This window comes from Streptomyces avicenniae (assembly GCF_000719135.1).
GTDB classification, from domain to species: domain Bacteria; phylum Actinomycetota; class Actinomycetes; order Streptomycetales; family Streptomycetaceae; genus Streptomyces; species Streptomyces avicenniae.
Genome location: NZ_JOEK01000001.1, coordinates 857,305 through 880,243, shown reverse-complemented (window position 1 = coordinate 880,243; position 22,939 = coordinate 857,305). Strand labels below are relative to the sequence as shown.

Annotated in this window: 18 protein-coding genes and 1 riboswitch; of the genes, 11 read left to right on the top strand and 7 right to left on the bottom strand. The window is 74.3% G+C overall.

Features of this window, described 5'->3' with window-relative positions:
* Positions 1 to 294: 294 nt before the first annotated feature.
* Together IF27_RS04060 and IF27_RS04055 are read right to left on the bottom strand one after the other, a co-directional pair.
* Positions 295 to 1,959 (bottom strand): ATP-binding SpoIIE family protein phosphatase, encoded by a 1,665-nt coding sequence (locus IF27_RS04060; RefSeq protein ID WP_052847837.1) that lies wholly within the window; start codon positions 1,957 to 1,959, stop codon positions 295 to 297.
* Positions 1,960 to 2,056: 97 nt separating this feature from the next.
* Entirely contained in the window at positions 2,057 to 3,439 is a 1,383-nt protein-coding gene (locus tag IF27_RS04055) for an NAD(P)/FAD-dependent oxidoreductase (protein ID WP_052847836.1), read from the bottom strand.
* Positions 3,440 to 3,668: 229 nt separating this feature from the next.
* On the opposite strand from IF27_RS04055, the gene IF27_RS04050 reads away from it, so the two are divergent.
* The 3 genes from IF27_RS04050 (at position 3,669) to IF27_RS04040 (ending at position 6,994) form a co-directional block, all read left to right on the top strand.
* Positions 3,669 to 4,319: a TetR/AcrR family transcriptional regulator gene (locus tag IF27_RS04050; RefSeq protein ID WP_052847835.1), complete on the top strand. Its 651-nt coding sequence runs from the start codon at positions 3,669 to 3,671 to the stop codon at positions 4,317 to 4,319.
* A gap of 172 nt (positions 4,320 to 4,491) precedes the next feature.
* A complete protein-coding gene (locus IF27_RS04045) occupies positions 4,492 to 6,270 on the top strand; it encodes a sigma-70 family RNA polymerase sigma factor (RefSeq protein WP_052847834.1) in 1,779 nt (592 codons plus the stop codon).
* A gap of 115 nt (positions 6,271 to 6,385) precedes the next feature.
* The gene (locus tag IF27_RS04040) at positions 6,386 to 6,994 is read left to right on the top strand and encodes a GNAT family N-acetyltransferase (RefSeq protein ID WP_223290904.1); all 609 of its coding nucleotides are present in this window, start codon (positions 6,386 to 6,388) and stop codon (positions 6,992 to 6,994) included.
* Between the two features lie 12 nt (positions 6,995 to 7,006).
* On the opposite strand, the gene IF27_RS04035 is transcribed toward IF27_RS04040, so the two are convergent.
* A complete protein-coding gene (locus tag IF27_RS04035) occupies positions 7,007 to 9,094 on the bottom strand; it encodes an asparagine synthase-related protein (RefSeq protein ID WP_052847832.1) in 2,088 nt (695 codons plus the stop codon).
* 625 nt (positions 9,095 to 9,719) lie between these two features.
* On the opposite strand from IF27_RS04035, the gene IF27_RS04030 reads away from it, so the two are divergent.
* A complete protein-coding gene (locus IF27_RS04030; RefSeq protein ID WP_052847831.1) occupies positions 9,720 to 11,147 on the top strand; it encodes an NsdA family TPR-like regulatory protein in 1,428 nt (475 codons plus the stop codon).
* 7 nt (positions 11,148 to 11,154) lie between these two features.
* A complete protein-coding gene (lhgO, locus tag IF27_RS04025) occupies positions 11,155 to 12,381 on the top strand; it encodes an L-2-hydroxyglutarate oxidase (protein ID WP_052847830.1) in 1,227 nt (408 codons plus the stop codon).
* Positions 12,382 to 12,387: 6 nt separating this feature from the next.
* Here the strand turns inward: lhgO and IF27_RS04020 are convergent, their stop codons facing one another.
* Positions 12,388 to 13,728, bottom strand: coding sequence for an outer membrane protein assembly factor BamB family protein (locus tag IF27_RS04020; protein ID WP_052847829.1), 1,341 nt, complete (start codon positions 13,726 to 13,728; stop codon positions 12,388 to 12,390).
* Between the two features lie 315 nt (positions 13,729 to 14,043).
* Here IF27_RS04020 and trmB point away from each other — a divergent pair, with 315 nt between their 5' ends.
* Complete coding sequence (gene trmB, locus IF27_RS04015) at positions 14,044 to 14,769, top strand: tRNA (guanosine(46)-N7)-methyltransferase TrmB (RefSeq protein ID WP_223290913.1); 726 nt, start codon at positions 14,044 to 14,046, stop codon at positions 14,767 to 14,769.
* Between the two features lie 74 nt (positions 14,770 to 14,843).
* A complete protein-coding gene (locus IF27_RS30825; RefSeq protein WP_052847828.1) occupies positions 14,844 to 16,112 on the top strand; it encodes a PrsW family intramembrane metalloprotease in 1,269 nt (422 codons plus the stop codon).
* Here the strand turns inward: IF27_RS30825 and IF27_RS29925 are convergent.
* Positions 15,994 to 17,181: a hypothetical protein gene (locus IF27_RS29925; protein ID WP_110945484.1), complete on the bottom strand. Its 1,188-nt coding sequence runs from the start codon at positions 17,179 to 17,181 to the stop codon at positions 15,994 to 15,996. The genes IF27_RS30825 and IF27_RS29925 overlap by 119 nt on opposite strands.
* Positions 17,182 to 17,319: 138 nt before the next feature.
* Between IF27_RS29925 and IF27_RS04005 the strand changes: the two genes are divergently transcribed.
* Positions 17,320 to 17,892, top strand: a complete 573-nt coding sequence (locus IF27_RS04005) for a hypothetical protein (protein WP_052847827.1) — start codon at positions 17,320 to 17,322, stop codon at positions 17,890 to 17,892.
* A gap of 79 nt (positions 17,893 to 17,971) precedes the next feature.
* The gene (locus tag IF27_RS30820) at positions 17,972 to 18,895 is read left to right on the top strand and encodes an SRA domain-containing endonuclease (RefSeq protein WP_190232783.1); all 924 of its coding nucleotides are present in this window, start codon (positions 17,972 to 17,974) and stop codon (positions 18,893 to 18,895) included.
* Between the two features lie 24 nt (positions 18,896 to 18,919).
* Here the strand turns inward: IF27_RS30820 and IF27_RS03995 are convergent, their stop codons facing one another.
* On the bottom strand, positions 18,920 to 19,870 hold the full coding sequence (locus tag IF27_RS03995) for an aldo/keto reductase (RefSeq protein ID WP_052847825.1): 951 nt from the start codon (positions 19,868 to 19,870) through the stop codon (positions 18,920 to 18,922).
* 79 nt (positions 19,871 to 19,949) lie between these two features.
* Complete coding sequence (locus tag IF27_RS03990) at positions 19,950 to 21,077, bottom strand: M23 family metallopeptidase (RefSeq protein ID WP_110945483.1); 1,128 nt, start codon at positions 21,075 to 21,077, stop codon at positions 19,950 to 19,952.
* 9 nt (positions 21,078 to 21,086) lie between these two features.
* A riboswitch (cyclic di-AMP (ydaO/yuaA leader) is annotated at positions 21,087 to 21,258 on the bottom strand.
* 320 nt (positions 21,259 to 21,578) lie between these two features.
* Between IF27_RS03990 and IF27_RS03985 the strand changes: the two genes are divergently transcribed.
* Both IF27_RS03985 and IF27_RS03980 read left to right on the top strand, forming a co-directional pair.
* Entirely contained in the window at positions 21,579 to 21,992 is a 414-nt protein-coding gene (locus IF27_RS03985) for an ArsR/SmtB family transcription factor (protein WP_052847824.1), read from the top strand.
* The gene (locus IF27_RS03980) at positions 21,992 to 22,912 is read left to right on the top strand and encodes a cation diffusion facilitator family transporter (protein WP_052847823.1); all 921 of its coding nucleotides are present in this window, start codon (positions 21,992 to 21,994) and stop codon (positions 22,910 to 22,912) included. Before IF27_RS03985 ends, IF27_RS03980 begins: the two co-directional genes overlap by 1 nt.
* The last annotated feature ends 27 nt before the right edge of the window (positions 22,913 to 22,939 follow it).

Sequence of the window (22,939 nt, the reverse complement as noted above, 5' to 3'; positions counted from 1 at the left end):
AAACATTGGCATTGACTTTTGGCACGCTGTTGAGTTCTCAAGGAACGGACGCTTCCTTCAAAACCCTCTCGGGCCTCTCCGGGCGCTTCCCTTCGGTGTCCCCAACTCTAGGCCCATTCCCCGCCGTTTTCCAAATCCGCTCCCGGCGGGCTGTTTTGGGAAAACCAAAACAGACCCTCGCGGGTCGGCAGGTCTATCGGCTGGTGTGCCAAGAGATGGCCGCTTCGTCCGAGGACGAAACAAAGGCGCCCTTGACGAGCGCTCGGGCTACGTTACGCGGTGGGCAGGGGAGCGTCAACTCGGACCCGGCAGGGAGAACTCGGCCCACACGGCCTTCCCGCCCTCGGGCAGGCGCCGGGCGCCCCAGTCGGCCGCGATCGTCGCGATGACCTGCATGCCACGGCCCGCCTCGTCGGCAGGCTGCGCCACCTGGCGCCGCGGCAGGTGCTCGTCCCCGTCCGTGACCTCCACGATCAGGCGGCGGTCGGTGCGGCGCAGCCGCAGGCCCATCGGGGCGCGGCCGTGCTTCAGCGAGTTGGCGACCAGCTCGCTCGCCGCGAGGACGCCCAGGTCGCGCAGTTCCTCGGGGAACCGCCAGCTGGCCAGGACGCCGTCCGCGAAGGCACGGGCACGGGGCGCGGCCTCGATGCCGCCGAGGAGGTCGAGCGCCGCTCCCCGGAAGAGATCGGCGTCCTCGCCTCTCCGGTGGGGTGCGGTGAGGACGAGGATCGCCACGTCGTCGTCGTGCTCCTCGCTGATGCCGAGGGAGCGCAGCAGCCGGTCGCAGACGATCTGCGGGCTGTCGCCCGCGCCCGCGAGGGCGCCCTCCAGCGCGTCGATGCCCTCGTCGATGTCGGCGTCGCGCCGTTCCACGAGGCCGTCGGTGTACATGACGGCGGTGGCGCCCGACGGGAAGGGGACGGAGCCGGAGGTGTGGGTCCAGCCGCCGGTGCCCAGGGGCGGGCCGACGGGTTCTGCGGCGCGGTGCACCGTGCCGTCGCGCTCCCTGATCAGGATGGGGAGGTGACCGGCCGAGGCGTAGGTGAGCGTGCCCTCGTTCGGGTCGTGGACCGCGTACAGGCAGGTCGCGATCTGCGTCGGGTCGATGTCGGAGGCGAGGCCGTCCAGGAGTTGGACGACCTCGTGCGGCGGGAGGTCGAGGCGCGCGTAGGCGCGGACGGCGGTGCGCAGCTGGCCCATGACGGCCGCCGCGCGGACGCCCCGGCCCATGACGTCGCCGATGACGACGGCCGTGCGGCCCGCGCCGAGCGTGATGACGTCGTACCAGTCGCCGCCGACCGCCGCGTCACGGCCGCCTGGCTGGTAGGTGGCGGCGACGCGGAGATCGTCGGGCTGTTCCAGCTCCTGCGGGAGCAGGCTGCGCTGGAGGGTGACGGCGGCGGCCCGCTGCTGGCCCTCGCTCTCGCGCAGGCGGGCGGCGGAGACGACCTGGTCGGTGACGTCGGAGGCGAAGACGAGGACGCCGCGGCGTTCCGCGGGTGTGCCGGTCAGGTCCAGGCGCACCGGGGTGCACGTGAAGGTGAAGTGGCTGTCGCGGGTCTGGCCGGGGACACGGCGGGTCTTGAGGGTGCGGGGCGTTCCGCTGCGCTGCACCTGGTCCATGAGGGGGAGGAGGCCCAGCTCGCCCAGCTCCGGCAGGGTCTCGCGGGCGGGCGCGCCGGGGGCGCGGGGGCCGAAGAGCGTGGCGTACGCGCCGTTGACGTAGGCGACGCGGTGGTCGGGACCGTGGACGACGGCCACGGGCGCGGGCACCTGCCCGAGGAGTTCGTGGACGGCGTGGGCGTCCACGCCGGGGCCTGACGGGGGTCGGGTGGGCGGCGGGCCGATGTCCTTCGGCTCGGTGCGGGCCGACGGCACGCCGGTGGAGTCGGTTCCGGCGGGGGCGGCGCTCCGCCGCTGCGTTCCGGGCAGCCGGAGTCCCCAACGCGTGAAATTCACAGCTTCCGTTCCGATTCGTTCCGCGTCGTTCCTGGTCCTGGTCTGGTGCGTGCTCGCCGGGGTGCCGGCTCGTCCATGGTCACACGGCGGTACGGCGTCAGGCGTCCTCGGGGTCGCGGGGGCTGCCCGCCGCCAGCTCGAACTCGGCCCTCGGGTGTTCCAGCGAGCCGAGGGAGACGATCTCACGTCTGAACAATCCCGCAAGGGTCCATTCGGCGAGGACGCGCGCCTTGCGGTTGACGGTGGGGACGCGGGAGAGGTGGTACGCGCGGTGCACGAACCAGGCGGTGCGGCCGGTGAGGCGGCGGCCGTAGACACGTGCCACGCCCTTGTGGAGGCCGAGGGACGCGACGGAGCCCGCGTGGCGGTGGGTGTAGTCGGTGAGGGGGCGGCCGTCGAGGGCGGCGACGATGTTGTCGGCGAGGCGGCGGGCCTGCCGGACGGCGTGCTGCGCGTTGGGGGCGCAGACGGCGCCTGGCGCGTCGGAGGTGAGGTCGGGGATGGAGGCCGCGTCGCCCGCCGCCCAGACGTGGTCGGTGTCCTGGACGCGGAGGTCCGCCGTGCAGCGGACGCGGCCCCGGTCGTCGAGGGGGACGCCGAAGCGGGCGAGGACGGGGTGCGGTTTGACGCCCGCGGTCCAGACGAGGGTGCGGGTGGGGTGGCGGGTGCCGTCGGTGAGGACGGCGGTGCGGTGTTCGCAGGATTCGAGGCGGGTGCCGAGGCGTACGTCGATGTTGCGGCGGCGCAGCTCGCGGAGGGCGTAGGCGCCCATGCGGTCGCCGACCTCGGGGAGGATGCGGTCGCTGGCCTCGACGAGCATCCACTTCTGCTCCTCGGGGCGGAGCGAGGGGTAGTAGCGGCAGGCGTGGCGGGCCATGTCCTCCAGCTCGGCGAGGGCTTCGACGCCCGCGTACCCGCCGCCGACGAAGACGAAGGTGAGGGCGGCGTCGCGGACGTCGGTGTCGCGGGTGGAGGCTGCGATGTCCAGTTGTTCGAGGACGTGGTTGCGCAGGCCGATGGCTTCCTCGACGGTGCGGAAGCCGATGCCGTGGTCGGCGAGTCCGGGGACCGGGAGGGTGCGGGTGAGGGAACCGGGGGCGAGGACGAGTTCGTCGTAGGGCAGGTGGAGGAGGCCGGGGTCGTCGGTGGCGTCGGGGCCGGTGTGGTCGGGGCGCGCCGCGAGGGGGCGGACGGTGACCGTGCGTCGTGCGGGGTCCACGGCGGTGGCCTGGCCGGGGAGGATGCGGCAGCGGTCGAGGACGCGGCGCAGGGGGACGACGACGTGGCGGGGGGAGAGGGAGCCGGCCGCCGCTTCCGGCAGGAACGGCTGGTAGGTCATGTAGGGGTCGGGGCTGATGACGGTGATCCGTACGTCGTCGCGCCGGATTCCGCGCCGCAGTCGGTGCTGGAGGCGGTGGGCGGTGTAGAGCCCGACATGGCCGCCGCCGATCACAACGATGTGCGCGGGTCGCTTCGTCACCTGTCCATGAGGCACCCGGGGGCGCGTGTTTGTCCACAGGTTGTGCGGGACGGTGCTCCGTTCGGGGACGGTCGGCCGGGTGGATGGGTATGTTTTGTGGGCATTTGAGGGGGTGGTGGGCCGGGTATCCGGGTTCTCACTGTCAGTGCGCTCAACTAAGTTCGTAGGTGCGTCATCAGGGGCGGTCCGGCCGCTCGTCCATATCGGGGGAAACGGGGTCACGGGGGTCATGGGGAACACGGGTACGGGGACCGGGGTGTCCGGCGAGCGGGAGCAGGAGCGCCGCAGGAACGGGCCGTTGCGGGTGGATGCGCAGCGCAATCTGCGGCATGTGCTGAGCGCGGCGCGAGATGTTTTCGGGGAGCAGGGGTACGGGGCGCCGATGGAGGAGGTCGCGCGGCGGGCGCGTGTCGGCGTGGGGACGGTGTATCGGCGGTTCCCGAACAAGGAGGCGCTGGTGCGGTTCATCGCGACCGAGGAGACGGAGCGGCTGACGGCGCGTGCGCGGGAGGCGCTCGCGGTGGAGGGTGAGCCGTGGCGGGCGCTGGAGGGGTTCGTGCGGCGGTCGGCGGCGGCGGGGGCGGGGCGGCTTCTGCCGCCGGAGCTGCTGTCGGCGACGGCGCCGGAGTCCGATGTGGGGGCGGGGGCCAGGGTGCCCCAGCAGCGGGGTGCGGGGACGGGGGAACTGCTGTCCGCCGTGGGGCAGTTGGTGGAGCGGACGCGGGACGCGGGTGAGCTGCGTCCTGACGTGACCGTGGCGGACCTGATGCTGGTGATAGCGACGACGCCGCCGCGCCTGGAGGATGCGGGTCGGCAGTCGGCCGCCGAGATGCGGTTGTTGGCGATCCTGTTGCAGGGGCTTCGGGCCAACGGCGGTTGAGGCGGGTGGTGTTGACGGATCTGTCAGCACGGTTCGCGCCGGGAGACGAGCCGTCGCGCGTAAATGCCCTCGGAAGAGTGGTCTTGGAGTGAGACCGGCGTACGGGAGGACCGGGCTGTGGGACGCTGACGCCTGTTGCTGACAACGGTGTACATAACGAGGGCTTCACGCGATGGGCGTTGAGGGGCAGGGCGGCGGTTCCACGGTGCCACGGCAGCGGCGGGAGCAGGGGGCGTCCGGGACGTCCGACCTGGAGCTGGTCGAGCGGATGCGCGGGGGTGACACGGGCGCGTACGACGAGCTGTACCGCCGCCACGCGGCGGCCGTGCGCCGGTACGCGAGGACCTGCTGCCGTGACTCGGACACGGCGGACGACCTGACGAACGAGGTGTTCACCGCCACGCTCCAGGCCGTACGGGGCGGCGCCGGGCCGCAGGCGTCGGTGCGCGCGTACCTGCTGACGTCGGTGCGGCGTGTGGCGGCGGACTGGGCCAGGACGGCGCGGCGGGAGCAACTGGTCGAGGACTTCGCCGAGTTCGCCGTGTCGGCCGAGGCCGCGCTCGCGGGTGACGCGGTGGCGCTTGAGGTCGGCGCGGACGTGCGGGCGATGCGGGAGGCCGACGCGTCGATGGCGGTGCGCGCCTTCCGCAGCCTGCCGGAGCGGTGGCAGACCGTGCTGTGGCACACGACGGTCGAGGAGGCGTCGCCGCGCGATGTCGCGCCGCTGCTGGGGCTGACACCGAACGCGGCGGCGGTGCTGGCGCACCGGGCGCGTGAGGGGCTGCGGCAGGCGTTCCTCCAGCAGCACGTGAGCCGTTCGCTGATGGCGGGCGGGGACTGCGCACGGTATGCGCCGCGTCTGGGGGCCTACGCGCGCGGAGGATTACGGTCCCGTGCGGAGCGGGGGCTGCGGAAGCATCTCCAGGAGTGCGCGCGGTGCGCGACGGCCGCTCTCGAGGTGCGGGATCTGAACACGCGGATCGGCGCGGTGCTGCCGGTGGCGCTGATCGGCTGGTTCGCCGTGGACTCGGGTGTCCGGGGCGCCGCCGCGCTGTGGCTCGGTGTCGCCGGGGCGGGCACGGGTACGGGCGCGGCAGCCGCCGCCGGTGGGGCGGCGGGAGGAGCGGGGGGTGGCGCGGCGGCCGAGGGTCTTGGCGCGCCGCTGAAGGCCGGGATCGCCTCGGGGGTGGTGGCGACGGCGGTCGCGGCGGTGGTGGCGTTCGCGCTGATGGGGTCCGACCCGCCGGACGACCGGGCGGCGACGCCCCGTGATCCGCTGCCGTCCGCGCCGTCCGTGCCGGGGCCCGAGCCCGAGCCTGAACCGGCGCCGGCCGAGCCGGAGCCGGAGCCTCCACCGTCCGCGCCGCCGCCCGCCGAGCCCGCGCCTTCACCGTCGGCCCCGGAACCGGCGCCCACCGAGGCCGCGCCGGAGCCCGAGCCTGAACCGGAGCCGACCTCCCCCGCGCCTGAGCCCGAACCGGAGCCGGAGCCGCCGCTCCCCGAACCTCCGCCGCCGGCATGGGACTTCGAGCTGAGCAGCCTCTCCTACGACGTCACGGGGGAGGACGACGCCCCCGCCGTGCGGCTCGCCGGGAGCAGCCCGGTGTGGCAGCGGACGGGGATGGAGATCGGGGGCAAGGAGTACGCGCACGGGATCAGCGTGGGCGCCGAGTCGTCGGTCACGGTGGACCTGAACCGGGAGTGCGTGGCCTACCGGGCGGCGGTGGGGATCGACGACATGTCGCGGCGGCTGGGCGCCGCGGTGTTCACGGTCTACGGGGACGGGGCGCTGCTGTGGCGGTCGGAGGTGATCTCCGCGGGGGACGAGGCGGTCAGGCTCGACGTGCCGCTCGACGGCGTCGGGGAACTGCGGCTCGCCGTGGAGCCCTCGGGGCGGCTGGGGGCGGTGGCCATGGCGGACTGGGCGGAGTCGGAGATCGCCTGCGCCTGAGTCACGAAAACCGGTTGCCATGGCCTGAGCGCGGCGAGAATACTACACAGCGTGATCAAGCGACTGCGTGACCTCGACCGTCCTGACCGCCGTGCTCAACCGGAGGATCACCTTCGTGTCCCAGTCATCCATGTCTCTGCCCTCCACCCCGCGCGGGCCGTGGGCCGTCCGCGCATACCTGCCCGCTGACGAGCCCTCCTGGCTCCGCTGCCGGGTCCTCTCCTTCCTCGGCACTCCCTACTACGACAACGTGCTCCCGGCGAAGCCGCCGATCGCCCCGCCCGGCTTCGCGCTGGTCGCGGTGGACGCGGCCGGTACGGTCGCCGGGATCATGGACGTCACGGTCGAGGAGGCCCTCGCGACCATCGAGACCGTCGCCGTGCACCCGGACCACCAGCACCGGGGCATCGGCCGCGCGCTCCTCGCCGAGGCGCGTGGCCGGGTACGCGCCCTCGGTGTCGGGACGCTCGACGCCTGGACCCGGGACGCTCCCGACACCCTGCGCTGGTACCGGGCGATGGGCTTCGCGGAGAGCGACCACTACGTCCATGTGTACGCCGACGACCACGCGGCGCCGGGTGAGACCGGGCGCGCGATCGGCGCGGCCCGCCCGGGGCTGGCCCCCGTGACGCTCCACCTGCACGGCGCGCTCGCCGAGGAGGAGACCCTGCGGAAGGAGTTCACCCGTGTGTATGTATGCCGTCGGTTCGCGTTGACGCCCTGAGCGGCGGCGGGGTCAGGGGCTGACGCCGCTCGTGACGGCCCGGGGGTCGTGGTGACCCTCGGCCGTCCAGCACGAGCCGCGGCGCGTGAGGAGGCGGCGGAGCCAGACCTCGGTGGAGACCAGCTCGGCCAGGCCGTCGAGAGGGAGCCGCTCCCCCTCGGCGGCGGCGCGCAGGGCCTTGCGGACGACCCGGGCCTCGATCAGCCCGGCGTCGGCGAGGAGGGGCGCGTCGAAGAGGTCCACCAGCTCGCCGATGTGGGCACGCAGCCCGGTCCGTACGGACTCGCCGTGCGTCACCGCCTGCGTCCCGGCGCCCCAGCCGGGGGGCAGGCCGCGCACGCCCGCGCCCTGGAGCACGGAGCGCAGCACCTCGGCGCGGGCGCCTGGCTGGACGCGGAGCGTCTCGGGGAGCGCCTGGCAGGCGCGGACGACCTGGTTGTCGTAGAACGGCGCGTGCAGCCGCTGGTGTCTGACCTCGACGGCCTGCTCGAAGACGCGGTGGTCGGCGGCGCCCCTGGCCAGGGCGGCTCCCGCGCGGCGCACGCCGGGCCGTCCGACGCCCGCGGCGGAACGGGGGCGCGCGGCCACGGCTTCGAGCCGAATCGATACTTCCGCGAGCGCCTCGCCGGTGAGCCACTGCGCGGCCGGTCCGGGGCGTGACCAGGTGAGGGCCGCCAGGGAGGCGACGAGCGCCTGGTCCTGGGCGGTGCCGCCCAGGGCGGCGCCGAGCGGGCCGCGCAGCGCGACGGCGGTGCCGGTGAGGCCCTCGGAGTAGGTGGTCCGCGCGAGGCGGCGCGCGGCGCGGTAGATGGTGAGCGGCACCATGACGGAACGGCCGCCCCCGCCGGTCGCCCTGGCCAGGGCGGTGACGGGCCGCAGCAGATGGCGGCGACGGCGGTCGAGCAGCAGGTCGGCGAGGCGCGCGGGGTGGGCGTCGATGACCTGGCGGGCGCCGTTGCCGACGAGGTGGTCGGCGCTGCCCGCGGCGAGCCGGTGCCGGTGGCGGGCGGCGATGACGAGGGCGGGGCCCGGCTCGTCGGTGAGGGGGCCGGTGGCGAGGCCCGCGTACGGCAGGGCCTCCTCGCCGCCGGTGACGACGATGTGGTGGAGCCGGGGGTTCTCGGCGATGGCGCGGGCCCGTTCCAGCTCGGCCGCGCGGGCGAGGCCGCCCGCGGTGCTGGCGCCGCCCGGCGTGAGGTCGTTGAAGGTGACGGCGAGGAGCCGTTCGCCCGCCTGCGTCGCGCCGGTGCCGAAGACCGTGCCCGGCATGCCGGGCAGGCCCGCGGCGAGGAGGGCGAGGGTCGCGGACGCGCTGCCGCCGGAGAGGTCGGCGCCGATGCCGGGCGCGGGCTCCGCGTGCCGCGAGCCGTTGCGGTCGGCCGGGCCCATGCCGGGAACGGGGCCGCCGTCCGTGGCGGGCGCGTGGCGCGGGGCGGCGAGCCGGGTGCGGACGGCCTCGACGAGCGCGTCGCGCACTCCGGCGACGGCGACCTCGTGGTCGATCGGCGGCGCGGCGACGACGAGCGGCGCCGTGGGTTCGTAGGCGACGGTGTCGCGGCTGCCGCCCTCGCGGAGCATCAGGGCGTGGCCCGGCGGCACGCGGCGGACGCCGCGGTAGGGGGTGCCGTCGCCGGTGGCCTCCGGCGTCTCGGGGGCGGCGAGGAGCGCGGCGAGGTGGGGGACGTCGAGCTGGGCCTCGGTGAGGTCGGCCAGCGGGAGGGCGGCCGTGGCGTAGGCCGTGCCGCCCGCCCAGGAGGTGTGGAAGACGGGCCGGACGCCCACGAGGTCGGCCGGGACGACGGTGCGGCGGCCGAAGCGCGCGACGGCGGTGTAGCTGCCCGGCCAGGTGGTGAGCTGGCGGAGTGCGCCCGCGCGCGCGGAGACGAGGGAGCGGCGCAGCGTGAGGTCGTCGGCGCCGCAGTGGCCGAAGACGGCGAGGTGGGTGTCGCCGTCGGCGTGGACCAGACGGATCTCGTCGGCGCGCCAGTCGCCCACGGCCCACAGCGGGTCGGGGCCGTCCCAGAGCAGGTGCGCGCCGAGCGGCTGGATGTCACGGGCAGCGCTGGCAGCGGCTCCGCACCACCCGACCAACCACCGCATCGCCGCCTCCCCCAGTGAGTTCGGAGCCTTGGGAGCCTCCCCTGGGGACGTCCGGTGCCGGACCGTCGCGCAGGTGCCCAGGGCCATGCTGCCATGCGACGGGGGTGAACGGGGCACACCGGGGAGGTCGTTCGCGCGGCGCGGCGAACTGCCGCCCAGGGGTGGACGGTTCACGCCGGCGTGCGCGGAGCGCACGGGAGCGGCGGGTGGTTTTCGGCCAATGTGTGGCCGGTGGGCGGCGGATGACCCGTGTGCCGGGGCGGCACCGGGCCCACGGTCCTGGAGGCGCCGGCCGTCTCCTGGACCGGTCCGCCGCCCGCGGGGACGGGGGCGACGGCTCACCCCGGCCCGCCGGTTCCGTGAGCGCAGCGGGCCGACCCACGCGGTGACCATGGAAGCGCCGGACCCGCCGCGGGGCCAGAGCGCACGGCCGGGCGCACGGCCACATGGCCGGTGCACGGGCGCAGGACCGGGTAGCGCTCGCACGTGCGTACGGTCATAAACACGCCAACCGGGATTCACCCCCTTAACGGTCAGGAGGCACCGAACTACGCTGGGTTGGCGGAGGTACGGGAAGGCCCCGCGCTGGTCGTGGGGCTGCCGTTGGGGTGTCAGGGGTGCGCGCATGTCCAGGGAGCAACGCGGGCCGAACGAGAAGCTGGGTGCGGTTCTCGCCCTTGCGGGAATCAGCAACGCCGGTCTCGCCCGGCGGGTCAACGATCTCGGCGCGCAGCGCGGTCTGACGCTGCGCTACGACAAGACCTCCGTCGCCCGCTGGGTGACCAAGGGCATGGTCCCTCAGGGCTCGGCCCCGCACCTGATCGCGGCGGCGATCAGCGGGAAGCTGGGACGGCCGGTGCCGCTGCACGAGATCGGGCTGGCCGACACCGATCCGGCCCCCGAGGTGGGGCTCGCGTTCCCGCGTGACGTGGCGGGCGCGGTGGACGCGGCGACGGAGCTGTTCCGCCTCGACGTCACGCCGGGCAAGGGCATATGGCAGTCGCTCGCGGGCTCGTTCGCCGTCAGCGCGTACGCGGGCCCCGTGTCGCGCTGGCTGATAAGCCAGGCCGACGCCTCGGTCGCGCGCGGCACGGAGGGGCTGCGGCCCGGCGGGCAGCCGGGCGAGGGCGCGACGGGGCGGGTCGGCCATTCGGATGTGGCGAAGCTGCGGGAGGCCGCCGAGGAGGCCCGCCGCTGGGACTCCAAGTACGGCGGCGGCGACTGGCGTTCCTCGATGGTGCCGGAGTGCCTGCGGACGGACGCGGCGCCGCTGCTCCAGCGCGGCTACACGGACGAGGTCGGCCGCCAGCTGTTCCGCGCGACGGCCGAACTGACGCGGCTCGCGGGCTGGATGGCGTTCGACACCGGCCAGCAGGAGGCCGCGCAGCGGTACTACATCCAGGCGCTGCGGCTGGCCCGCGCGGCGGCGGACGCGCCGCTCGGCGGCTACGTGCTCGCGTCGATGTCGCTCCAGGCGACGTACCGGGGCTTCGCCGAGGAGGGTGTGGACCTCGCGCAGGCGGCGCTGGAGCGCAACAGGTCGCTGGCCACGGCGCGGACCATGAGCTTCTTCCACCTGATCGAGGCGCGCGCCCTGGCGAAGGCGCACGACGCGCCGGGCTGCGGGCGGGCGCTCGCCGCGGCGGAGAGCTTCCTGGAGCGCTCGCGCGACGGCGACGACGACCCGAGCTGGCTCGACTTCTACGCGCACGACCGGCTGGCCGCCGACGCGGCCGAGTGCTACATCGACCTCAAACTGCCAGGCCAGGTCCGGCACTTTACCGAGCGGGCGCTGTCGGAGCCGACGGAGGAGTTCGTCAGGTCGCACGGCCTGCGGCTGGTGGTCGCGGCCGTGGCGGAGCTGGAGTCGGGGAATCTCGACAAGGCGTGCGCGGTCGGGGCGCGCGCCGTGGAGGTGGCGGGCCGCATCTCGTCGGCGCGGACCACCGACTACGTGCGGGACCTGCTGCACCGCCTCGCGCCGTACGGGCACGAGCCGTCGGTGCGGGAGTTGCAGGAGCAGGCACGCGTGCTGCTCGCCGCTCCGGCATGATGGCCGCATGACGCGGGCGCGTACGGGAGTGTCGTACGACTGTGATGTGCTGGTCGTGGGCGGCGGGATCGTGGGGCTGGCGACGGCGTACGCGCTGCGTGCCGCGCGGCCCGGCGTGGCCGTGACGGTCCTGGAGAAGGAACCGGCCCTGGCGAGCCATCAGACCGGCCGCAACAGCGGGGTGATCCACAGCGGCGTGTACTACCGGCCCGGGTCGCTGAAGGCGCGTCTCGCGGCGCGCGGCGCCGCGGCGCTGGTGGACTTCTGCGCGGAGCACAGCATCCCGCACGCGGTGCCGGGCAAGCTGATCGTCGCGACGCGGCCCGCGGAACTCCCCAGGCTGCACGACCTGGCGCAGCGCGCGCGGCGCAACGGGGTGCCGGTGCGGGAGCTGGGGGCGGCGCAGATCGAGGAGTTCGAGCCCGCCGTGCGCGGGCTGGCGGCGCTGCGCGTGCTGACGACCGGGCAGTGCGACTTCGGCGCGGTGGCGCGGGCGCTGGCGCGGGCGGCAGGGCCCGACGTACGGCGGTCGGCCGAGGTCGTCGCGATCGACCGGCGCCCCGGCGTGGGCGTGGCGGTGCGGACGGGGCGCGGCGAGGTGCTGCGGGCCCGGGCGCTCGTCAACTGCGCGGGCCTGTACGCCGATCACGTGGCGCGGCTGGCGGGGGACGAGCCGGGGCTCCGGGTGGTGCCGTTCCGCGGCGAGTTCTACCGGCTGCGGGCCGAACGGACGCATCTCGTGCGGGGGTTGGTGTATCCGGTGCCCGATCCTTCGCTGCCGTTCCTCGGCGTCCACCTGACGGCGGGGCTCGACGGCGAGGTGCACGTCGGCCCGAACGCGGTCCCGGCGCTCGCGCGCGAGGGGTACGACCGGCGGACGGTCCGCTGGGGTGAGCTGGCCGGGACGCTGGCGTACGGCGGCGCGTGGCGGATGGCCGGGCGGCACTGGCGGTACGGCGCGGGCGAGCTGCGGCGCTCCTGGTCGCGCGACGCGTTCGCGCGGGCGGTGCGGCGGCTGCTGCCCGCCGTGACGGCGGACGACCTCCTGCCCGCCCCCGCGGGCGTGCGGGCGCAGGCGGTGCTGCCGGACGGGACGCCGGCGGACGACTTCCGCTTCGCCTCCGGGCCGCACACCGTGCACGTGCTCAACGCGCCGTCGCCCGCCGCGACGGCGTGCCTGCCGATCGGCGAGGAGATCGCGGGCCGTGCCCTGCGGGCGCTGGCAGGGGCGTGACGGCGGTCAGCGCTCGTAGGCGCGCAGGCGCAGCGCCGGGCCCTCGTCGGTCTCGACGGACGCCATGACGTACAGCTGGTACTCGTCGTAGGCCAGGACCAGGCCGTCGTGGAGGCGGCGCCCCGGGAGTTCGGCGACGGGGCCCGTGGTGATCTCGCCGGTGGCGGGGTCGCGGGATTCGAGCCACAGCGCGTCGCCGGTGACGCGGCCGGTGAGCAGCGCGCCCGTGTCGTCCTCGCCGAAGAGCTGGGTGCCCGGCTCGGCCTCCTCGCTCCACAGGCGGCGGCCGGTGGCCAGGTCGTACCCGGCGAGCGGGAGCAGCCCGGCGGCGGCCGGGCCGTCCTGGACGCACAGGACGGTGCCCGTGACGTGGGACGCGACCGGCTCGGGCATGCGCCACAGCTCGTCGCCCGTCTCGGCGTAGGCCACGAGCTGGCGGCCCTGGCGCAGGACGACGGGGTCACCGGCGGCGAGCCCCGAGAAGGCGAACGCGGGGTCGTCCGCCGGGTGGGTCCACTCCAGTTCGCCCGTGTCCGTGACGTAGGCGTTGAGCAGCAGGTCGTCGGTGCCGACGCAGCGGGTCAGCTCGACGATGCGGGAGCCCGCGTGGCGGATGGCCTGGGGTTCGGCGGCGTCCGGGCAGAGCGGCTCGTCCTGCGGCGGGGCGGGCGGGGGCAGGGGGTCGCCTGTGGGGGCGTCGAACCGGTGGAAGGCGGTGGGGGTGCCCGCGGCGTCGAGGTTGACGGTGACGGTCGCGTCCCCGGTCGTGACGGTCACCCCGGCCGGGTCGGCGGGCGGCGCGTCGGGGTCGGTCAGGTCGGCGGTCCACACCGTGGTGCCGGTGTCGATGTCGATGACGCTGAGGAGCGAGCAGCCGCCGCCCGTGGCCGTGTGGAGGACCGCGCCGAGCCCCGAGCCGTTCACGCCCTGGCCCGCCGCGCACAGGGGACCGGCCTCCGGCGGCGGCGGCGCGGTCCACAGCGCGGTGCCGTCGAGCGTGCCGTAGCCGGTGACGCCCGAGGGGGCGACGGTGGCGAGGGCGTTGTCGTGGACCCACAGGCGGATCGGGGGCGCGGGGTCGCCGGTGTCGGTGGACGGCCCATCGGCCCCGCCGTCGTCCTCGCCCGACGGGACGGCGGGCGTCTGCCAGATCCGGCCGAGCGCGGCGGGCGGGGCGGCCTCGGTGCTGGTGGCCTCGGCCTCCGCCTCGGCGACGAGCGCGCGGGCCTCCTCCTCGTCGGCGGTGGCGTCCTCGCGGGTGAAGAAGACGACCGCGACGGTCAGGAGACCGAACAGGAGTACGCCGACCGTGGCCACGAGCCCGATGCGGCCATCGCCGTCCGACATGCCTCGCGTCCTCTCCCGTGCGCCGTCCGTGGCGGTACGGCGTCCACTCGGGCCACCGTTCGGTGGCCGTCCCGCCGGGTGTGGCCCGGCGTGTGCCCTCTGCACGTCATATCATCCGACGAACCAGGGTGTCGTCCTGGTTCCCCGGTCCCGCACGGATTCCGCACGTGCGATGCGCCCATGACACCACGTCAGCCGCACCACCACGCGCCCGCCCCGTACCGACCGCACGCGACGCGCCCGGCGCACGCCGACGACCGTAAAATCGGACGCATTGTGACCGAGCACCCCGACGGTTCCGGCATCCCCGGAACGATGTTCCCGCCAGGCGCGGGCCCCGCCGCCGACCCGGCCGGGGACCGCTTCGACCGCCGCATCCGCAGCTTCCAGCCGCGCCGCAGCCGCGTCACCGCCGCCCAGCGCGACGCGCTCCTGCGGCTGTGGCCCCGCTGGGGCCTGGAGGTGGACGGCCGCGCCCCCCTCGACCTCGGCGCCCTCTTCGACGGCCTGCCCGTCGTCCTGGAGATCGGCTTCGGCATGGGCGAGGCGACCGCAGCCATGGCCGCCGCCGACCCCGGCACCGGCGTGCTCGCCTGCGACGTCCACACCCCCGGCCAGGGCAACCTGCTGCGCCTCGCCGACGAGCGCGGCCTGACCAACGTACGCGTGGCCAACGGCGACGCCCTCATCCTCCTGCGCGAGATGATCCCGCCGGGCGCGCTCGCCGGGGTACGGGTGTTCTTCCCCGACCCCTGGCCGAAGACCCGTCACCACAAACGCCGCATCGTGCAGGACGAGTTCGTGGAGCTGGCCGCCTCGCGCATGGCACCGGGCGCCCTGCTGCACTGCGCCACCGACTGGGAGCCGTACGCCGCCTGGATGCTCGACGTGCTGACGGCGAGTCGGTCGTTCGTCAACACCGCCCCCGACGGCGGCTGGGCGCCGGAACGCGCCGCGGGCAGACCGGCGACGCGGTTCGAACGGCAGGGGCTGGCGAAGGGTCACGTCGTCCGCGATCTGCTCTTCCGCCGCACCGCCTGACGCGCCCACCACACGGCGTCACCCCCCGGGCCCGCACTGTGCCGGGCGGCCGGGGAGCCCGTAGAGTCGGGCGGGTGCCCCACGCGCTCGCCCCACGCCCCGCGTTCTCACCGTCCCCCGTGCTCATCTGGGGCCCACTGGCCGGGTGCGCGCTGATCGTCGCCCTGGTGATCCGGCACGAAGCGGGCGCCGAGGGATTCGCGTCCGGCGTGGGGCTGGCCCTGCTGCCGCTGCCGTTCATCGCCCTGATCTTCGCGCGGCTCGACGCGGTGGCGCCCAAGCCGACGCGCGCCCTCCTCTTCGCGTTCGTCTGGGGCGCGTGCGCGGCGACGTTCCTCGCCCTCGTGATGAACGGGGTGCTGCTGCGCTGGATAACGGGCGCATCCGACACCGTCACGCCCGCGCACGACGACATGCTGCGCATCGTCCTCCTGGCGCCCGTGGTGGAGGAGGTGGGGAAGGGCGCTGTGGTGCTGCTGCTCTTCCTCTACCGTCCTGTCGTCTTCCACGGCGTGCTCGCGGGGCTCGTGACGGCCGGGCTGTCCGCGACGGGCTTCGCGTTCACCGAGAACGTCCTCTACCTCGGCAGCGCCGTCACGCAGGACCGCATGGCGGGGACGGCGGGCATGATCAACTCCACGGCAGTGGTGACGTTCGTCGTCCGCATCCTCGTCGCGCCCTTCGCGCACCCGGTGTTCACCGCGCTGACCGGCGCCGCCATCGGCCTCGCCGCCACCCTGCCGCCCGAGGCACGCCGCTGGCGCCGCGGCCTGCCGGTGCTCGGCCTCGCCGCCGCCATCGCGCTGCACTCGGTGTGGAACGCCTCCACCGCCCTGTCGTTCTTCGGCTTCGCGGCGGTCTACGTCCTCGTGATGCTGCCGGTCTTCGCGCTGCTGAGCCGCTGGGCCCTGCGCGAACGACGGCGGCAGCTGCGCAGCGTCCGCCGCACCCTGCCCGTCTACACGGAGGCGGGCTGGCTCAGCGACGGCGAGCCCGACGCGCTCGGCTCGCTCCAGGCGCGCGGCGCCTCCCGGCGGCTCGCGCGGCGGCGGCACGGCGCGGCGGGCGCGCGCGCCGTCGCCGACTACCAGGCCGCCGCCACGTCCCTCGCGCTGCTGCGCGAACGCGCCGACCAGGGCGTCGCGGGCGACGACTTCCCGGCCCACGAACGCGACCTCCTCGCCCGCATGTGGCGCCACCGCGACGTGGCCGCGGCGACCATCCTCAGCGCAGCACGATCCGCAGGCCGTCGGTCCGCCGGGCGTGCGCCTGCACCCACTGCCGCTCCTCCTCGCGCAGCTGCCCCGGCAGGCCGAACCCGACCAGATCGACGCGCTCGCTGACGTCCAGGAAGTCCAGCAGCCGCGCGACGGTGAACGCGGTGCTCGCGTCCGCCGCCCAGCGCGCCTCGCCGATGAGCGCCGGGTCGCGCAGCGGGCGGGCCAGCGTACGGTCGCCGACCCAGCGCTGCGCGCCGGGCACCAGCCGCTCGCGGACGGCGGCGCGCCACTCGGACGGCTTCTCGCCGAACACCAGGCGCGTCGTCACGCTCCGTCGCCAGCCGGGGCCGCCGCTGCGGTGCGAGACGGCGTGGACGTCGGCGCGTTCGCCGGTGCCGGGCGCGTGCGGGCGGAAGGAGTCCACGCGCACCACGACGTCGTACCCGTCGATCTCCCCGCCGAGCCCGCTCTCCGCGACGGCCTCGCCGTTCGCGACGACGCAGACTGTACGCCCCTCGACCTGGCCGCGCAGATCGCCCACGCCGAGCGGCGTGGCGCCGCCGAGCAGCGGGTCGGCCATCGCGCCGTCCACGGCGAGGCGGCTGTACGTGCCGAACGCCTCGGCGAGCACCCGGGTGCCGGGATCGGCGGCGCCGTGGGAGGCGAGGCGGCGTTCCATCTCCTCGGTGAGGACGGCGCGGACCTCCTCGCGCGGACGCTCGCGCAGGCGGGCACCGGGCGCGACGCCGTCGGCGGCGAGGAGGGCGGCGTGCTTGGCACGCAGAACGGCCACACGGCGCGCGACGTCGTCGGTGCCGCCCGCGGCGAGCGACTGGTAGCGCTCGTACGCCTCCACGGCCTCGCTCTCACGTCCGTCCGCCTCCAGCGCACCCCCACGCAGGCGCCAGGCGCCCTTGGAGCGGCTGCGCAGGGCCACGGCGGAGTCGGCGATGCGCCGGGCGAGCCGTATCTCCCCTGCGTCGAGCGCGAGTTGACCGGTCCGCAGGAGCGCGTCGAAGGCGCGCTCGGCGGAGGGCTCGTGGGCGGAGTGCTCGACGACGAGCGCGCCGACGGCCGTGACGAGCGCGGGGTCGCCGTCCCCGGCGGCCACGTACGCGGCGCACTCCCGTACACATGCGGTGAACAGATCCTCGGCGCGCGCGACGCTGCCGGGCCGCAGTCTGAACTTCATGATCCGAGAGTGCCCCGGCGCGGGGGTGGTCCACGTGACCCGTGAGCACCGGACAGGTGAACGTTCCCTGTCTAGCGCTCGGAGCGCACGGTCCGTAACGTCTCCTGCACGCCTCGCGCTTCGTCGTAGGACGGTGTCATGTTCACCGAACACCAGCAGCAGCTCCGCGAACGCTTCCTCGCGGCCCCCGTCTCCCCCGCGCCGCGGCCGTGGCGCCAGGTCCTGGCCATGGCGATCGGCGGGCTGCTCGGCGTCGGCTTCGCCACCGAGCCGGACACCGGGCGGGAGCTGCTGATGGTCGTCTCCCTGACGGGGCACGGCGTCATCGACGCGGCGACCGGCGCGCTGCTCGCGCGCGACCGCGACCCCGACCCGGACGTCAGCGAACCGGCCGGACCCCACCTCACCTGCCCCGGCCTCGGCCCGCTGACCGGCAACCCGGTCCGCATCGCGGGCGTCTACGGCGGCGGGCTGCACATGACGACGGGCGACGGCTGGACGGTGGACGTCGTCGCGCCGGACTGGCCGCACCACCGCGTCCTCCTCTCGCGCGACGGCGGCCTGTGCCACGGGCCGGCGGGCGGCGACTGGTGGCTGATCCACCGCACGGCGCACGCCGACCTGCGGGCGGCGGGCTTCTCCCCGGCCGGGACGTCGCTGGCGATAGCGACGGGCACGACCCTGACCCTCCTGACCCGCGCGGCAGGGTGATGACATCCGCTCCCCCGGCTCCGTACAGTTTCTCCCCTGCACTGGCTTGGAGGGGGCGCACGCGATGATAAGCATTCCAGTGGGTAAGCAGCTGAGCAGGCGAGAGGTACATCAGCAACTCGGCGGAAATTCCCAATCGGGCATCGCCCCCACCAAGGGAGGGCCGATTCTCCTCTTCACCGATCCTGAAGGCGGCGAAGAGAACGGGTATGAGGATGGCTGGGGACTCGACGGGCTGTTCTACTACAGCGGCGAAGGCCAAACGGGCGACCAAGTCATGAAGCGAGGAAATCGGGCTGTACTCACCCACGCGAAGAGCGGCCGGCCACTCCATCTGTTCCGCACGGTAAAGCCCACCATTGTTGAGCATGTGGGCGAGTTCGTCCTCACCGAAGTTGGCCCGTGGCGCGAAGTAGATGCACTTGACCGCAACAAGGAGCTCAGGAAGATGATCATCTTCCGACTGCGGCCCCTTGGCGAGACGGCGCCCTTCTCCAGCAAGACGTCCTTCGAAGACTCGCCCGAACTACGCGTCGAGTACGCGCCACTTGAGCAGCATAAAACGCCGTCCAGCACGATCAACCCTGCAACAAAGGAGCCTTACGTCGCCCAGCGCCGCGAAAGCGAACTCGTGCAGCGCCTGGGGGCTTATCTGGAGGCGGCAGGCCATGAAGTCCTACGCAATCGCATCATTCCCGCTGGCGAGCTCTCGGCTCTCCGAACCGACCTCTTCGATAAGACCGACAATGTCCTTGTCGAGGCAAAGGGCAGCGTGACGCGTGACGCCATAAGAATGGCGATCGGCCAGCTCCTGGACTACCGGCGTTTCCTCACACCATCCCCCGACTGTGCCATTTTGTTGCCCGAGCAGCCGCGCAAAGACCTCCTCGATCTCTGCGCGGCCATTCACATCGCCGCCATGTGGCCGGAGGGCAATGCGTTCGTCGCAAAGAGCCCGTTCCCCCTCGGCAGCGAGGGCACGTACGGCTCAGCAGGCGTGTAAGGGCCTGGCGCAAGAAGAGACCCTTCAGGCCGCCGTGTCCGAGGCTTCGGTGAGGGTCGTCAGGTCCGCGTCGGTCAGGGTCAGCGTCGCCGCGGCGAGGAGCGCGGGCAGTTGGTCGGTGGTGCGGGCGCTGGCGATCGGGGCCGTGACGGTCGGGCGGGCCGCGAGCCAGGCCAGGGCGACGCTCGCCATCGGCACGCCGTGCGCGTCCGCGACCGTCTCGACCGCGGCCAGGACGCGCCGCCCCCGCTCGGTGGCGAGGTGTCCCGCCGCGACGGGCGCGCGGGGGCTGTCGATCGTCGTGTCGGCCCGGTACTTGCCGGTGAGGAAGCCGGAGGCGAGGCCGGAGTAGGGCAGCGCCCCGAGCCCGTGATGGGCGGCGACGGCGGCGAGTTCGCCCTCGTACGTGTCGCGCGAGACGAGGTTGTACTTCGGCTGGAGGGCGACGTACGGGGTGGTGCCCTCGCGGGCGGCGAAGGCGAGGGACGCCTCCAGGCGGGCGGGCGAGAGGTTGGAGGCGCCGAGGGCGCGGACCTTCCCGGCGCGGACCAGGTCGTCCAGCGCGGTCATGATCTCGGAGACCTCGACCGTCTCGTCGTCGAAGTGCGTGTAGTACAGGTCGATGTGGTCGGTGCCGAGGCGGCGCAGGGACTCCTCGGCGGCGCGCTTGATCGTGGACGCGGCGAGGCCCCGCAGCTCCGGGTGGCCGCCGCCCTTGGTGGCGACGACGACGTCGTCCCGCCGTCCGCGGCGGGCCAGCCAGCGGCCGATGAGCGTCTCCGACTCGCCGCCCGAATTGCCGTCGTGCCAGGCCGAGTAGACGTCCGCCGTGTCGAGGAAGGTGCCGCCTGCGTCGGCGTAGCCGTCGAGGACGGCGAACGACTGCGCCTCGTCCGCGGTCCAGCCGAAGACGTTCCCGCCGAGGCAGAGCGGGGAGACCCGCAGGTCACCGAGGGCACGCGTGGGTATGGTCATGGCGGCCAAGCGTAGTCCGGCGGCCCTGATGTCGGGGGGTCGTCATCAGGGCCGCCGGGGTGCGGGGGGACGCGGTCCTTCAGACCGTGAGGCCCTTGTCACGCAGCCACGCCAGGGGGTCAACGGCGTCGCCGCCGCCGGGCCTGACCTCGACGTGCAGGTGGGCGCCCGTGGAGTTGCCGGTGGAGCCGACGAGGCCGATCTGGTCGGTGGTGACGACTTCCTGCCCGGCCGAGACGCTCATCGAGGAGAGGTGGCAGTACCAGATCTCGGTGCCGTCCTCCAGCTGGACGATCACGCGGTAGCCGTACGACCCGGCCCAGGCCGCCTCGGTGACGACGCCGGTGTGGATGTTCTTCACCGGGGTGCCGGTGGAGGCGGCGAAGTCCTGGCCGGTGTGGTTGGACTGCCACATGGCGCCGTCCTGGCCGAAGCTGGAGCTGAGGCGGTAGTCCGACAGCGGGAGGACGTAGCTGGCGGCCAGTTCGCGGCGGCGCTGCTCCTCCTCGGCGCGGCGGCGCTCGGCCTCCTCGCGCTCGCGCTGCTCCTCCAGGGCCTGACGCTCCGCCTCGGCGGCCTCGGCGGCCTCCGTGGCGGCGTCGGCCTCGGCGGCGGCGAGGGCGGCATCGACGGTCTGCGTGTCGGCGCTGGTGGTCTGGTGGTCGGCCTGCTGGAGGATGCGGGCCCGCAGGGCCTCACCGGCGTCGGTGCGCCCGGCCTCGACGTCCTCCTCGGTGACGCCCGCCTCGGTGAAGGGGGCGGCGGTCGGCGCGGCCTCCTCGGCGGACAACAGGCCGCCGACGACGGGGAGCTGGCCGGGGATGTCACGCAGCTTGTCGGCCGCGGCGTCCATGCCGGGGACGGTGCCTGAGCCCTCGTCGGCCGAGGCCATGCCGCCCGCGCCCACGGCGGCGATCACGCCGACGCCGAGGACGGCGCGGCTGCGGGCGAAGGTGCCGCCGCCCTTGCGGGCGACGCGGTGGCGACCGCGGACGGGCCGGAGGGTGTCCTCGCTCGGGTTCCACTCCGTGCGCGGCTCGTCGTCGTCGGCCTTGGGGCCGAAGTAGACGCCGGGCTGCGGGAGTTCGGTCGCGTCGGGGTGCGTGCCGTAAGCGCCGTACGGGCTGTCATGGGGGTCGTGCGAGCCGAGGAGCTGCTGCGCGCCCTGGCGCGTGTCCTCGAAAGAGGCATGCCGGTTCGACGCCACGGAGGCGCTCTCCTTTCCTTCCTTCGCCTACCGGGTTAGCTGACGGGTTCGGAGCAGGAAGGTCTCCTACGGGCGGCCGAAGGCGGTGGTGGCCTGCGGCTGTCCGATTCACCCCAGATGGTGGTTCCCCGGTTCCTCGGGTGCGGGTGTTCCCGCACACAGGATTAAGCGACAGAGCACGGTGCCGTCCTAGCGACGACAGTGACGACCGCGCTGCGTTATCGAACGTTAATAGAAGTCGGCGCGAGATTCCAAGTGTCCGCGGAAAAGACGCGGGAACGGGGCACGGAAAATCTCGCCTCAAGTTGATCAAAACGGGCATCTCGCGGAGGTGATGTGCTGCACATCGCATCTGACGGAGTGTCATTTGTTATGCGGAGCGCGCTCCCTCGTTCACGATCGGTAAGGGTCGGAAGCGGTACCGGCGGCGGCGCGCGGGAACGACAACGGTTACCACGGCAGCCTTTGACAGCGCCGCGGGAGTGCCGCCACGCTGCATGTATGAAGAGGTCTTCAGATGAGCTGGTCCCCGCCGACGGCTGTGCCGTGCGGCTCGTGGATCCGGAGCGCGTGCACGCCGTCAGGTCGCGGATGCCCGCGGAGCGCGACCTGGGGGACACCGCCGACGTCTTCGGCCTGATGTCCGACCCGGGCCGCCTGCGGCTGCTCGTCGCGCTCCTGGACGGGGAGCTGTGCGTCTGCGACCTGGCCGCCGTGACCGGCATGAGCGAGTCGGCCACGTCGCACGCCCTGCGGCTGCTGCGCGCCCACCGCGTCGTCGCGGCGCGGCGGGCGGGGCGGGTGGCGTACTACCGGCTGGACGACGCGCACGTGCGGATGCTGCTCGACCTCGCCGTGGCCCACACGGGCCACACCGACGCGATCCACCCCGAGCGGACGGGCGGGCCGCGCTGATGGGCCACGGACACGCGCACGGCCACGGTCACGGCGGCGGCACGTCGGCCACCGGCAGGCACCGCGGGCGCCTCGCCGTCTCCTTCGTGCTGATCGCGGCCTTCTTCGTCGTCGAGCTGGTCTTCGGCGTGCTGTCCGGCTCGCTGTCGCTGCTGTCCGACGCCGGGCACATGGCGGCCGACGTGGTGACGCTCGCCGCCGCCCTCGTCGCCACGCGCATCGCGGCCCGCCCCGACTCCACGGGGCGCCGTACGTACGGGTCCTACCGCGCCGAGGTCTTCGCCTCGGGGCTCGCCGTCCTGCTGATGCTGGGCGTGGCGGTCTACATCGTCGTGCAGGCCGCGCTGCGGGCGGGCGGCGACGCCGAGGTGGAGACCGGGCCGATGGTGGTCGTCGGCGCCCTCGGGCTGGCCGTGAACGTCGCCGTGCTCCTGCTGCTGCGGGCCGGGGCGGCGGAGAGCCTGAACGTGAAGGGCGCCTATCTGGAGGTCGTCGCCGACACGGCCGGGTCGGTCGGCGTGATCGCGGCGGGCTGGCTGGTGGCCGCAACGGGGAACCCGGTGTGGGACACGGTGGTCGCGCTGGCCATCGGCTGCTTCGTGGTGGTGCGGGCGCTGCTGCTGGGGCGGCAGGTGCTGGCTGTGCTGGCGCAGCACGCGCCGGAGGGCATGGACCTCGACCAGGTGACGGGCGACCTCGCGGCGATCGACGGCGTGGCGGACGTGCACGACCTGCACCTGTGGACGCTGACGTCCGGCATGCCGGTCGCGACCGCCCACCTGGTGGCGACCGAGCACGCCGACCCGCACGCCGTCCTCGACCGGGCGCGCGACGTGCTGCGGCGGCGCCACGGCGTGGCGCACGCCACGCTCCAGGTGGAGCCGTCGGGGCACGAGGGGTGTGACGAACTGGGCTGGTGAGCGGGGCGGCGGATTCCGCCCGGCGGG